We start from the raw sequence: 11,996 nt of genomic DNA, 5'->3' as shown, positions 1-11,996 counted from the left end.
ACAGCGCCTTGCAGCCTGGTGAAAGCACGGATCGCTCGCATAAACGCGTAAAAACAATGACGTAGGACCATTCAAAGCTTCGGTGAAGCGTTGGGCGAGTCGAGGTCGGGGACCCGTCGCGGCCGCAAAAAATGACTGACGGTCAGTAGTTTGTCGACCTCGCCTATCCCTCCACCTTCATGTCCCTGATCAGCGCTTCCCGCGAGGCGAGGTTCGTCAACGCGCGATCACCCATCTCGCGGGCGACCAGATTGAGCAGGCCTTCGCAGAAGACGATATAGGCGCCCATGCTGTTGCTGAAGAAGCTGCTGGCATGCGGCACGAAGAAGGCATGTCGGGCGGGTCCCACGAGGGGAGAGGCGCGCGTATCCGTGACTGCTATCACGGCGAGGCTGCGCCGGGCGGCCATCTCTGCGACCTTCGCGATGCTGCGGGTGTAGGGTGCGCAGCTCGCCACCACGACGACGTCATCCTTCTCCAGCTGCGCCAGGGCTTCGGCGACGCCGAGGCGGGGCGCGTCGAGGAGGGAGACGTCGCCGCGCAGCATGCCGAGGCCGTAGGTCAGGAAGCTGGCGAAGGCGTGAAACTGGCGAACGCCGTGAACCCGCACCCGGTGGGCGTTCGCAAGCAGCGCGGCGGCTTCCTGTAGCGCGCCGGGTTCGAGCTGCTTCAGGAACCCGTCGATGTTGCTCTTGGTTTCGGCCCCGAGCCGGTCGAAGATGTGCAGTTCCCCGCCGCTGTCCTCCTTCGTCGAGAGAAGGCGCCCGGCCTGCCGGCTGTAGAAATAGCGGTCGTCGGTCGAGATCGCCTCGCGGAAGACGCTCTGGAAATCGCTGAACCCGGAGAAGCCCAGCCGCTGCGCCAGCCGGGTCAGCGTCGAGGGGTTGACCGCGAGGATGACGGCCAGTTCCGAAATGGTGCGGACCGCCGTCTGCTCCGGCGCGTCGACCAGCCGGGCGAGCACGTCCAGCGCCTTGTTGCCGAGGGACACGCCCGCATTCTCGCGGTTGATGCTGATGGTGAGACTGCGGAGTTCCTCGACCGTCTGCGGTTTTGCAAATCCGGCCGTCTGCCCTGTCGAAACCATTCATGCCCTCGGTGTCACGATAAAGCGAAGTCCGGCTGCGTCCTTGCTGAACGAACCGCCGCTCCCGCGCCATCATAGACACACCAGTCGATGCCGTCCCCCGTGATCTTGAAAACGGCCGTGGCGAGTGTGTTCTCGTTGTCGGGGTCGTCCGGCTGGGTGCGGTGGATGGGAAGCGCGGGGCACGCCTTGTCGTGCAGGATCGATAGGGGATCCGGCAGGGAGTCCGGCAGACCGGCCGCGATGTCGAGCATCTCCTGGCCCCTGTTTTGCCGGGCGGCGGACGAGGCGGTGACGACCTGCGGTTCCGACTGCATCGCGGCGTGCACGAGATGGTTCGCATGCACGGACGGCCGGTCGATCTCCTCGACCGAGCAGCGTGTGTGGGTGAACTCGACGCTGACCAGCCGCGTCCGGCGCGCCTCGGCCAGCGTGAAGTGAAACGCTCCGGCGCGCGGCGCCTGGCGCAGCAGCGCCACCGCCGCATCGGCGCTTTCGCAGCCCGCGACTGCGCGGCCGAGCACCATGCGCGGCAGGCCGTCGCCGCCGTGCCGCGAGCGGATGTTGTTGACGGTGAGCACGAGGCCGGCGTCGTTGATTGCGAAGGTGTGGCCGGGGATTGAGCCGGGATAGACGAAGGTGGTGAAGGCCCGGTCGCCGTCGGGAGCGATGCGCGCCAGAGCGCAGCCGGCGCGCAGGCCCGGATCGCCGTCCTCGTTGTGGGCGACGACCGGAGCCGGACCGGGCAGTTGGACAGTGGTGCAGCCATCCGGCGCCATCGCCCGGACGTCGCCGCGGCAGTTCCAGGCGAACACGTCGTCGAAGGGCAGGGCGAGGCCATCTGCCAGGCCGCAAAGCTCCTGCAGGTAGCGTGGATAGCACTCTTCCACGAGGCACCGCATCGCCTGCATACGCTCGTCATCCCACAGCGCCATGACGGTCGCCCACGCATGGGTCCTGACGAGATGGCCGTGCACCGCCGCCGCACCCTGGCGGCCGAGTTGCAGGCCGATATCGTAGTGGCTTCCCGTCAGGGTGAGGTTGGTCAGCCGATGCTCTGCGTCAGTGGACATGCTGGAGGAATTCTTTCAGGCGTGGGTTGTCGGCATTGTCGAGAAGGGCGGCGGGATCTCCGTCGACGGCGATCTTGCCGTTCTCCATGAAGATGAGGCGCGTTCCGACCTTTCGGGCGAAACCGATCTCGTGCGTCACCACGATCATCGTCATGCCCTCCTCGGCGAGCGACTGCATGACCCGCAGCACTTCGTGCCGCAGTTCCGGGTCGAGCGCCGAGGTCGGCTCGTCGAACAGCATCAGCTTCGGCTTGACGGCGAGGGCGCGGGCAATCGCGACCCGCTGCTGCTGTCCCCCCGAAAGTTCCGAGGGATAGTGATGTCCGCGATCAGCGAGGCCGACCTTGGCGAGCAGGGCGCGCGCCTGCTCGAGCGCCTCGGCCTTGGTAAGATTGCGCACCCGGCGGGGGCCGAAGGCGACATTCTCGAGCGCCGTCATCTGCGGGAACAGGTTGAACTGCTGGAACACCATGCCGGCTTCCTGGCGGATCAGCCTGATCTCGGACCGGCTGGCCCGGACGCTGATCCCGTCGACCTCCAGGTCGCCGCCATTGATCGCCTCCAGCGCGTTGATGCAGCGCAGCAGCGTGGACTTGCCCGATCCGGAAGGGCCGATCAGCACGACGACCTCGCCTTCCTCGATGGTGAGATCGACATCCTTCAGGACGGAAATGGCGCCGAAGCTCTTTGTAACGTTCTTGAATTCGACGAGGCTCATAGGATTTTCATCCTCTTCTCCGTGAGGCGCAGGACGAGGGTCAGCGTTCCCGTCATGATCAGGTAGAACACGGCGACGGCGGACCAGATCTCGACCGCCCGGAAATTCGCCGCCATGATCTCCTGGCCCTGCCGGGTCAGTTCGCCGACGCCGATGACGATGAACAGCGACGTGTCCTTCAGACTGACGATGAACTGGTTGCCGAGCGCCGGGATCATGCGGCGGAAGGCCAGCGGACCGATCACGTAGAGCAGCACCTTCCATGAAGGCAGGCCCAGCGCGAGGCCGGCCTCCCGCAACCCGTTATGAATGGAAAGGAACGACCCGCGCACGATCTCCGCGATATAGGCGCCCGCATTGACGATGATCGCGGTGATGGCCGCGGTGATCGGATTGATCCTGATGTCGACCGCCAGCGGGAGCGCGAAATAGATGAACATCACCTGCACCACGATCGGCGTGCCGCGAATGACCTCGATATAGAGGAAGGCGATGCCGTTCAGGAGGGCATTGCCATAGGCGCGCATCAGGCCGGCGACGATGCCGATGACCAGACCGCCGGCCAGCCCGGCCAGCGCGATCATCACCGTAAGCTGCGCGCCCTTGAACAGTTCCGGCAGCGCCTGCCAGACGACTGACCATTCGAATTCCATGGTTCTGGTCTCCCTGCGAAGAAGGAGCGCCGGCGGGCCGGCGCCTGTTGTCCCGTTCGGGGATCAGCTCTTGGGCGGCTCAGCGCCGAACCATTTCTGGTAGATCCGGGCGTAGGTTCCGTCGGCCTTTAGCTTGGCGAGCGAGGCGTTGACCTTGGCGACCAGTTCGCTGCCCTTCGGGAACGCCATGCCGTACTGGTGCGCCATCATCTGCGCGCCGACCGACTTCACTTTACCCTGGCCGTTGGTCTTGATGTAGTAGAGCACGTTCGGCGTGTCGTGCATCGCAGCGTCCGCCCTGCCGGTGGCGACTTCCAGATAGGCGTTGTCGCTGTTCGGGAAGAGGCGCAGCTCCGATTCCGTAAAATGCTCCTTGGCGTAGTCGGTGGCGGAGGTGCCCGTCTTGACCGCGACGGTCTTGCCCTTCAGGTCCTCCGGCCCACGAATCGCACTGTCCGTCGGCACCATTAACAGGAAGCCGCTGTCGTAATAGCCGTCGGAGAAGTCGACGACCTTCCTGCGCTCGTCCTTGATGGTGATGCCGGCGAGGCCGACATCGACCTGCTTCGTCTGGAGCGCCGGAATGATGCCGTTGAAATCCATCGGCTGCAGCGTGTAGGTCACGCCGATATCCTGCGCGATCGCATCCCAGAGGTCGATGTCGAAGCCGACATATTTGTCGCCCTCCTTGAACTCGAACGGCACGAAAGCGGTGTCGGTGGCCACGATCAGCTCGGCGGCCCGTGCCGGAACCGAGAAGGCGGCCGCTGCCGCGAGGGCGGCGCCGAACAGGTATCCAAGTCTGCGTTTCATCGGTGTTCCCCTTTTGTTATGAATGCGTTGGGCATTTGCTTATGGATGATAGAAGCAAATATACAATGCTTTTGAGATCTTGTCGCATTCAAAATTTGCATCCTGGAATTTGCCGCGGCGCGCCTCTTGACGCTCGGTGCGGCAGAGAGGGAAATGGTTCCGTGCGGGCGCTGCGAAAGCGCGGCCCGAGCTGGCGGGCGCAAAGGTGGTTCGCTGGGCATGAGGGGGATCGCGGGAGGCAGCGTCATGAATCATCGACAGGTCGAGATTTTTGCGATGGTCATGAAGTCGGGCACCGCCTCGCGCGCGGCGGAGCTGCTGAACATCACGCAACCGGCGGTCAGCCGCTCGCTTTCCGAACTGGAGGCGGAGATCGGCTTCCCGCTGTTCGATCGCGTGCGCAACCGTCTTCTGCCGACGCCGGAGGCTCTGCTGTTCTACCGGGACGTCGAGGCTTCGTTTCAGGGCATGGACAAGCTGCGCACCAGCGCCGCCTGGATCCGCGACCGCGGGGCGGGTGAGATCCGCATGGCCAGCCTTTCGGCGCTGAGTTCCTCGGTCGTGCCGCGGGCGATAAGCTGGTTCCGCGCCAAGCATCCCGATATCCGGGTGACCCTGCATGTGCTGTGGTCACGCGACGTGCGCGACCGCGTGGCAAGCGGGCAGTTCGATGTCGGCCTGGCCGCCGACGAGATCGACGTCTCGGGCATTCACTACCAGAACTTCATCAATCACCGGGCGCTCTGCGCGATGCCTGCGAGACACCGGCTTTGCGGTCTCGAGGTGGTCCGGCCCCGCGATCTGGAGGGCGAGGACCTGGTCAGCTACGTGCCGGAAGACCGGCTGCGCAAGCAGATCGACGTCACCTTTCGCGATGCGGGCGTTGCTCCGCGCATCGTCGTCGAAACCATTTACGCCTCGTCCATCTGCTCGCTGGTTTCCGCCGGCGTTGGCATCGGCTTCGTGACGGCGCATGCGGCCGGCGGGCTGGACTGCTCGAAGATCGTGCTGCGTCCTTTCGAGCCGGCAGTGGGATCCCGCAGTCTCCTGATCATGCCATTCGACCGCCAGAAGTCGCAACATCTGCGGGCCTTTATCGACTGTCTGCTCGCCGCCCGCTGATCGCTGGCGCGGCCTCAGAGGTATAAGCTGAAATTATAAAGTCATTACTTCAAATGTATTGCTCTGGTCGGTTTCGGCGGAGTAGCCTCATACATGCGGGAAATTGAAGATTATATCGTAATAACCGGTCTATTCAAAGCTTATGTCAGTATATATTATGATGTATCGGAGGCAATATATTGGTTGAATTTCGACAGTTGAACGCGCCTTTACATCGTGCATCGACGGTTTTGTTTCCTGATACGGAGACGTTTATTAACAGACAGGGCCTACTTTTCGATGGGTTTTCCTATGGTCTGTATGGGACGCCGACAATCCGCACGCTTGAGGATCAGGTGGCGGAGATCGAGGGTGGCGTCCGCTCGATCGCCGTGCCGTCCGGCCTCGCCGCGGTGACGCATCCGCTGCTGGCCCTGTGCGTCACCGGCGATCATGTTCTGATCGCCGACTGCGCCTACGGGCCGACGCGCAGCTTCGCCAAGGAAACGCTGCGGAAGCTTGGGGTCGAGGTCGAGTTCTTTCCCTCCGATGCCGCCTCGATCAAGGAGAGGCTGCGCCCCGGAACGCGCGCCGTGGTCCTTGAATCGCCGGGCTACTACACGATGGAGATGCAGGAGATCGGGGCGATCGCCGCCGAGGCGCATGCGGTCGGCGCCCTGGTGCTGATCGACAACAGCTGGGGATTTGGTGCCTCCAGCATGTTCGCGCATGGCGTCGACATATGCTGCACCGCGCTTTCCAAATACGCCTCCGGCGCAGGCGATCTGTGCATGGGGTCGATCACGGTGGCCGACGAGGCCCTGTTCCGGACCCTGAAGACGTTCCTGGCCAATCTGGGGACCGGCGTTTCTTCGGACGAGGCCTATCTCGTCATGCGCGGGCTTTCGAGCATGCAGGTCCGTGTGCGCGAGCACGCCGACCGCGCGCTGGAACTCGCCCGGTGGCTGAGCGTCCATCCGGCGGTATCCCGCGTGCTGAGCCCGCCGCTCGACACCGACCGGTATCACGAGCGCTACACGCGCTTCTTCCGGAACGGCAACGGGCTTCTCTCGGTCCTGCTGCATGAGACCGGCATCGAGCCGTTGCGGGCCATGATCGATGGTCTCGAGCACTTCAGGATCGGTGCGAGCTGGGGCAGCCCGCACAGCCTGGTTTCGATCACGGAACCGGCAGCCAGCCGTGAAATCGACCAATGGGAGCGCGGCCGCTATCTCGTCCGCCTCCATGTGGGCCTCGAACCGTTCGAGCTGCTGAAGGAGGATCTGGAACGAGGCTTCGAGAGACTGACGCTGAAGAGATAAGAAGAAAGGGGAATACCATGTATCGCATCATCACGAAGTTGCTTCTTGCCGCCGCGCTCGGCGGTTTTGCAGGCACGGCGCATGCCGAGGAATCGCCGACGCTGGAGAAGATCCGCGCCAAGAACGAGATCACCGTCGGCATCCGCGAAGGGTCGCTGCCCTTCAACTATCTGGACGACAACAACGAGCAGGACGGTTATTCTTGGCAGATCACGTTGCGCATCGTCGATGCGGTGAAGGAGAAGCTTGGCCTGCCCGACCTGGCCGTCAAACGGCTGATGGTTTCGCCGGCGACCCGTATCCAGCTCGTCGCCAACCAGACGCTCGATCTCGAATGTTCGTCGACCACCAACAACACCGAGCGACAGAAGCAGGTGTCTTACGGCAACACGTTCTACATCGTTGGCCCGCGTCTTCTAGTCGACAAGGGATCGACGATCCGGAACTGGACGGACCTGAAGGACAAGTCCGTGGTCGTCAACGCCGGAACGACGGCGGAGAAACTGCTGCGCACCATGAACAGCGAGAAGGATTGGGGCGCCAACATTCTTCTGGCGAAGGAGGCCTCGCAGGGCTTCATGATGGTCGAAACCGGCCGCGCCGACGCAGCGATGATGGACGATACCGGCCTCTTTGGCCTGGTGGCCCGCTCCAAGGAGCCGCAGCGCTGGGAAGTGACGGGCGATTTCCTGCGCAAGGAAGCCTATGGCTGCATGCTGCGCAAGGATGATGCCGGCTTCAAGGAGATCGTCGATGAGACCATCGCCGGAATGATGCTGAGCGGCGAGATGGAGGAGCTTCAGAAGAAGTACTTCCAGCAGCCCATCGCCGTTAAGGGCGGCATCACGCTCGGTGTTCCGCTCTCGGACGAGATGAAGGCGCTCTACAAGCAGCCGACCGACGCCGCATACGACTGATCCGATGCCCGGCGGGCGGCCAGCGGCCGTCCGTCGCGCAACCCGAAGGCGGCTTCACCCGGCAAACGGCTTGCAGACGGGTGGCCGCAATCCCTGATGGGCGGTTTGATGAATTATTCCTGGGATTGGCTGATCTTCCTCCAGCCCTCAATAACGGGCGAGGGCGCCTACGGCTACCTGCTGCTGCGCGGCCTGCTGTGGACACTGGCGATCTCGTCGCTGTCATGGGTCCTCGCGGTCGCGATCGCAGCGGCCGTCGGGATCGCCCGCACGCTCGACTTCGTCGTCCTGCGCTTTCTGGCGGCGACCTACGTCAATATCTTTCGCAATATCCCGCTGCTGGTGCAGCTCTTCCTCTGGTACTTCGTGGTGCCCGAACTTCTGCCCACCGCCTGGGGCACTGCGATCAAGCGGATGGACCCGCTGCTGAATCAGTATTTCACCGTGGTGGTCGGACTGACCCTCTACACGGCGGCAAAGGCCTCGGAGCATATCCGCTCGGGCATCGAGTCCGTCTCTGCGGGGCAAAAGCAGGCGGGCCGGTCGCTCGGGCTGACCACGGCCCAGTCCTACCGCTACGTGATCCTGCCGCAGGCGATGCGCATCGTCATTCCGCCGATGACGTCCGACTTTCTCAACGTGTTCAAAAACTCTTCCGTGGCGCTCACCATCGGCCTGCTCGAGCTCGCGGGAGCCACCTACCAGCTCAGCGAGTTCAGCGCCCAGCCCTTCGAGTTCTTCGCCGCGGCAACTCTGATCTACATGATGATCACCTACACCGTGATCCTGCTGATGCGTGCCGTCGAGCGCTGCACACGGATCGCCGGAAGCCTCGGAGCAGCGTCATGAATTACGCCTTCGAATGGGGGACGATCCTGCGGGCCTGGCCCTATCTGATGCAGGGCCTGCAGACCACCCTTCTCCTGCTGGTCGTCGGCGTGGTTCTGGGCATCGCGCTGGGAACCGTCCTGGCCATCTGCCGCATGTTCGGTCCGCGTCCGCTGGCGGCGCTCACCACGGGCTATGTCAATCTCTTCCGGTCGATCCCGCTGATCCTGACGATCTTCTGGTTCTACATCATGATGCCCGGCGTGATGCGGGTGCTGACGGGGGACCCCAATTTGACGGTCGGCCCGATCTACGCGGCGCTCGCCGCCCTCGTCCTGGCGGAGGCCGCCTATTTCTGCGAGATCGTGCGGGCCGGCATCGGCAGCGTGCGCAGCGGGCAGATGCAGGCTTGCCTGTCGCTCGGGCTGACCCGTTGGCAGGCGTTGACCAATGTGATCCTGCCGCAGGCCTTCCGCAACATGACGCCCTCGCTGCTCAACCAGACCATAGCGCTCCTGAAGGACACCTCGCTTGTCTATGTGATCAGCATGAACGACTTTCTCGGCGCCGCCGTCCGCATCGGCCAGCGCGACGGACGGGTCGTCGAGGTCTTCATTTTCGTGGCGGTTGTCTACTTCGTCGTTTGCTCGGCGGGAACCTGGCTGGCCGGGTGGCTTCAGAAACGCCTGAATCCCGGCAAAGCATGAAGAATGGTGACGATATGATCGAGATCAAGAACGTTTCGAAGTGGTACGGGGACTTCAAGGTGCTCGACGATTGCAGCGCCGTGGTTTCCAAGGGTGAGGTCGTCGTCGTCTGCGGACCGTCGGGCTCGGGGAAATCCACCCTGATGAAGACGGTGAACGGGCTGGAGCCGGTTCAGCAGGGTGAAATCCGCGTCGCCGACACGGTCGTCACCGACCGGAAGACGCGCCTTACGGCGCTGCGCAGCCGCGTCGGCATGGTGTTCCAGCACTTCGAGCTGTTTCCCCATCTGAATGTTCTCGACAATCTGGTGCTGGCGCAGACCAAGGTGCTGAAGCGCCCGCTGGCCGAGGCCCGCGAGCGCGCCATGCTCTTGTTGCGCCGCGTCGACATGGAGGCCTTCAGCGAGAAGTTTCCCGGCAACTTGTCGGGCGGGCAGCAGCAGCGCGTCGCCGTCGCCCGTTCGCTCGCCATGGACCCGATGGTGATGCTGTTCGACGAACCGACATCCGCCCTCGATCCGGAAATGGTCGGCGAGGTTCTGGAAGTGATGATGCAGCTGGCGCGGGAAGGCATGACGATGATCGTCGTGACCCACGAGATGGGCTTTGCCCGCAAGGTCAGCAACCGCGTGATCTTCATGGACCGCGGCCGCATCGTGGAAGATTGCCCGAAGGACGATTTCTTCGAGCGCCGGGACGAGCGCTCGGAGAGGGCGAGGGACTTCCTCGACAAGATCCTGCAGCACTGAGGAGCGGCAGCCCGGTCGGGCGTTCGCCCGCGGGGCTCGTCTTATCCCGGGGCATGCGTCAGTGGTTGTCTCGTGGCACGCCGGGCATGGTTCCGTCGGCACCGCCCTGGGCGAGCCGCCGGTAGTTGACCGCCGGCTTCAGCACCATCCCGCTTTCGAGCTGCGTGACGAGGCCGCGCTGGATCTCCTGCCAGGGAGTCTGGTGCGCCGGATAGGCGTAGCCGCCGGCAGCCTTCAGCGCCTTCCGCCGCGCTTCCAGCTCGGCGTCGTCGATCAGCATGTTCGCAGTGCACTTCACGAGATCGATGCGCACGCGGTCGTCCGTCTTGAGCAGCGCGAGCCCGCCACCCGCTGCCGCTTCCGGCGAGGCGTTGAGGATGGAGGGCGAGCCGGAGGTGCCGGATTGGCGGCCGTCGCCGACGCAGGGCAGGGCGTGGACGCCACGCCTGAGCAGATAGTCCGGCGCGCGCATGTTGACGACCTCGGCGGCGCCCGGATAGCCGATCGGCCCCGCGCCGCGCATGAAAAGGATGCAGTGTTCGTCGATCGCCAGCGCCGGATCGTCGATCCTTGCGTGATAGTCCTCCGGACCGTCGAAGACGATGGCTCGACCCTCGAACGCCATCGGATCGTCCGGGTTCGACAGGTAGCGCCGCCGGAACTCCTCGGAGATCACCGACAGCTTCATGATGGCGGAATCGAACAGATTGCCGGAGAGCACCCGGAACCCCGCGTCCTTCTGCAGGGGCCGGCCGAAGGGCCGGATGACGTTCTCGTCCTCGATCGCGGCGTTGCGGCAGTTCTCGCCGATGCTGCGGCCGTTGACCGTCAGTACGTCTTCCTGGATCAACCCCGCCGACATCAGCTGATTGATCACGGCCGGCGCGCCACCCGCGTGATAGAAATCCTCGCCGAGATATTCGCCGGCCGGCTGCAGGTTGACGAGAAGCGGGACCGCCTCGCCGTAGGTCTGCCAGTCCTCAATCGAAAGGTCCACTCCGAGATGCCGCGCGACGCTGTTGAGATGGACCGGCGCATTGGTCGAGCCGCCGATGGCCGAGTTGACGCGGATGGCATTGATGAAGGCTGCACGGGTCATGACGTCGCTCGGCTTCAGGTCCTCATGGACCATGTCGACGATGCGCAGGCCGGTGCGGTACGCCATTTCCTGGCGGTCGCGATAGGTGGCGGGAATGGCCGCCGAGCCGGGCAGCTGCATGCCCAGGGCTTCGGCCAGCGTGTTCATCGTGGTTGCCGTGCCCATCGTGTTGCAGAAACCGGTGGAGGGGGCGGACGAGGCGACGAGCCGGACGAAACCCTCATAGTCGATCTCGCCGGCGGCCATCATCTCGCGCGCCTTCCAGACGATCGTGCCCGCGCCCACGCGCTCGCCCCGGAACCAGCCGTTCAGCATCGGCCCGACCGACAGCGCGATGGCGGGGATGTTCACGGTGGCCGCGGCCATCAGGAGTGCCGGGGTGGTCTTGTCGCAGCCGATGGTGAGCACCACGCCGTCGAGCGGGTAGCCGTAGAGAACCTCGACGAGGCTCAGATAGGCGAGGTTCCGGTCGAGCGAAGCGGTGGGCCGCTTGCCGGTCTCCTGGATGGGGTGGACGGGGAATTCGATGGGAATGCCACCGGCCTCGCGGATGCCGTCGCGCACGCGCTTGGCCAGTTCGATATGGTGCCGGTTGCACGGCGACAGGTCGGAGCCCGTCTGGGCGATGCCGATGATCGGCCGGCCGGACTGCAGCTCCTGCTGCGACAGTCCGAAGTTCAGGTAGCGCTCGATATAGAGCGCCGTCATGTCGGGATTGTCGGGGTTGTCGAACCAGGCGCGCGAACGCAGGGGTGGTTTCGTCGAACTGTCGCTCATGGGAACTCCGGCGTCTCGATTCCAGCCGCCCAGCGGCCGCGGGCGATCAACCTATAGCCTTTTGCCATCAGGTGGAATCACATGCCGCCCGCATAAACGCGGAAAAACAAGGGGATAGGTACATCCAACGTTTCAGCGTAAGTTTGAACGAG

Annotated in this window: 12 protein-coding genes; 6 read left to right on the top strand and 6 right to left on the bottom strand. The window is 63.9% G+C overall.

Annotated elements, in window-relative coordinates:
• Nucleotides 1–163: 163 nt before the first annotated feature.
• The 5 genes from NA2_RS12875 to glnH form a co-directional block, all read right to left on the bottom strand.
• Nucleotides 164–1,087 (bottom strand): MurR/RpiR family transcriptional regulator, encoded by a 924-nt coding sequence (locus NA2_RS12875; RefSeq protein WP_008597389.1) that lies wholly within the window; start codon nucleotides 1,085–1,087, stop codon nucleotides 164–166.
• Nucleotides 1,088–1,101: 14 nt separating this feature from the next.
• Entirely contained in the window at nucleotides 1,102–2,160 is a 1,059-nt protein-coding gene (locus NA2_RS12870) for a C45 family autoproteolytic acyltransferase/hydrolase (protein ID WP_008597388.1), read from the bottom strand.
• Entirely contained in the window at nucleotides 2,150–2,878 is a 729-nt protein-coding gene (glnQ, locus tag NA2_RS12865; RefSeq protein ID WP_008597387.1) for a glutamine ABC transporter ATP-binding protein GlnQ, read from the bottom strand. The genes NA2_RS12870 and glnQ overlap by 11 nt, the downstream gene beginning before the upstream one ends.
• Nucleotides 2,875–3,531, bottom strand: a complete 657-nt coding sequence (gene glnP, locus NA2_RS12860) for a glutamine ABC transporter permease GlnP (protein WP_008597386.1) — start codon at nucleotides 3,529–3,531, stop codon at nucleotides 2,875–2,877. Before glnP ends, glnQ begins: the two co-directional genes overlap by 4 nt.
• A gap of 63 nt (nucleotides 3,532–3,594) precedes the next feature.
• Entirely contained in the window at nucleotides 3,595–4,344 is a 750-nt protein-coding gene (glnH, locus tag NA2_RS12855; RefSeq protein WP_008597385.1) for a glutamine ABC transporter substrate-binding protein GlnH, read from the bottom strand.
• Between the two features lie 246 nt (nucleotides 4,345–4,590).
• On the opposite strand from glnH, the gene NA2_RS12850 reads away from it, so the two are divergent.
• The 6 genes from NA2_RS12850 to NA2_RS12825 all read left to right on the top strand — a co-directional run bounded on the left by NA2_RS12850 (nucleotide 4,591) and on the right by NA2_RS12825 (nucleotide 9,968).
• A complete protein-coding gene (locus NA2_RS12850) occupies nucleotides 4,591–5,466 on the top strand; it encodes a LysR family transcriptional regulator (protein ID WP_008597383.1) in 876 nt (291 codons plus the stop codon).
• Between the two features lie 179 nt (nucleotides 5,467–5,645).
• The gene (locus NA2_RS12845) at nucleotides 5,646–6,767 is read left to right on the top strand and encodes a trans-sulfuration enzyme family protein (RefSeq protein WP_338009986.1); all 1,122 of its coding nucleotides are present in this window, start codon (nucleotides 5,646–5,648) and stop codon (nucleotides 6,765–6,767) included.
• A 17-nt stretch (nucleotides 6,768–6,784) separates the two neighbouring features.
• Nucleotides 6,785–7,684 carry a transporter substrate-binding domain-containing protein gene (locus tag NA2_RS12840; RefSeq protein ID WP_008597378.1) on the top strand — a complete coding sequence of 300 codons (900 nt, stop codon included), beginning with the start codon at nucleotides 6,785–6,787 and terminating at the stop codon, nucleotides 7,682–7,684.
• 108 nt (nucleotides 7,685–7,792) lie between these two features.
• Nucleotides 7,793–8,533 (top strand): amino acid ABC transporter permease, encoded by a 741-nt coding sequence (locus NA2_RS12835; RefSeq protein WP_040677778.1) that lies wholly within the window; start codon nucleotides 7,793–7,795, stop codon nucleotides 8,531–8,533.
• Nucleotides 8,530–9,219 carry an amino acid ABC transporter permease gene (locus NA2_RS12830; protein WP_008597376.1) on the top strand — a complete coding sequence of 230 codons (690 nt, stop codon included), beginning with the start codon at nucleotides 8,530–8,532 and terminating at the stop codon, nucleotides 9,217–9,219. Before NA2_RS12835 ends, NA2_RS12830 begins: the two co-directional genes overlap by 4 nt.
• A 14-nt stretch (nucleotides 9,220–9,233) precedes the next feature.
• Entirely contained in the window at nucleotides 9,234–9,968 is a 735-nt protein-coding gene (locus tag NA2_RS12825; RefSeq protein ID WP_008597375.1) for an amino acid ABC transporter ATP-binding protein, read from the top strand.
• 58 nt (nucleotides 9,969–10,026) lie between these two features.
• On the opposite strand, the gene NA2_RS12820 is transcribed toward NA2_RS12825, so the two are convergent.
• The gene (locus tag NA2_RS12820; RefSeq protein WP_008597373.1) at nucleotides 10,027–11,844 is read right to left on the bottom strand and encodes an IlvD/Edd family dehydratase; all 1,818 of its coding nucleotides are present in this window, start codon (nucleotides 11,842–11,844) and stop codon (nucleotides 10,027–10,029) included.
• Nucleotides 11,845–11,996: the final 152 nt, after the last annotated feature.

This window comes from Nitratireductor pacificus pht-3B (assembly GCF_000300335.1).
In the GTDB taxonomy this organism is placed as follows: Bacteria; Pseudomonadota; Alphaproteobacteria; order Rhizobiales; family Rhizobiaceae; genus Nitratireductor; species Nitratireductor pacificus.
Note: the sequence above shows the minus strand (reverse complement) of the source record. Positions and strands in the feature narration are given on the sequence as shown.

What these genes read in the sequence shown, in the direction of transcription:
- NA2_RS12875 (WP_008597389.1), bottom strand. Translation starts at nt 1,087, where the DNA reads ATGGTTTCGACAGGGCAGACGGCCGGATTTGCAAAACCGCAGACGGTC.
- glnH (WP_008597385.1), bottom strand. Translation starts at nt 4,344, where the DNA reads ATGAAACGCAGACTTGGATACCTGTTCGGCGCCGCCCTCGCGGCAGCG.
- glnQ (WP_008597387.1), bottom strand. Translation starts at nt 2,878, where the DNA reads ATGAGCCTCGTCGAATTCAAGAACGTTACAAAGAGCTTCGGCGCCATT.
- NA2_RS12850 (WP_008597383.1), top strand. Translation starts at nt 4,591, where the DNA reads ATGAATCATCGACAGGTCGAGATTTTTGCGATGGTCATGAAGTCGGGC.
- NA2_RS12830 (WP_008597376.1), top strand. Translation starts at nt 8,530, where the DNA reads ATGAATTACGCCTTCGAATGGGGGACGATCCTGCGGGCCTGGCCCTAT.
- glnP (WP_008597386.1), bottom strand. Translation starts at nt 3,531, where the DNA reads ATGGAATTCGAATGGTCAGTCGTCTGGCAGGCGCTGCCGGAACTGTTC.
- NA2_RS12825 (WP_008597375.1), top strand. Translation starts at nt 9,234, where the DNA reads ATGATCGAGATCAAGAACGTTTCGAAGTGGTACGGGGACTTCAAGGTG.
- NA2_RS12870 (WP_008597388.1), bottom strand. Translation starts at nt 2,160, where the DNA reads ATGTCCACTGACGCAGAGCATCGGCTGACCAACCTCACCCTGACGGGA.
- NA2_RS12835 (WP_040677778.1), top strand. Translation starts at nt 7,793, where the DNA reads ATGAATTATTCCTGGGATTGGCTGATCTTCCTCCAGCCCTCAATAACG.
- NA2_RS12840 (WP_008597378.1), top strand. Translation starts at nt 6,785, where the DNA reads ATGTATCGCATCATCACGAAGTTGCTTCTTGCCGCCGCGCTCGGCGGT.
- NA2_RS12820 (WP_008597373.1), bottom strand. Translation starts at nt 11,844, where the DNA reads ATGAGCGACAGTTCGACGAAACCACCCCTGCGTTCGCGCGCCTGGTTC.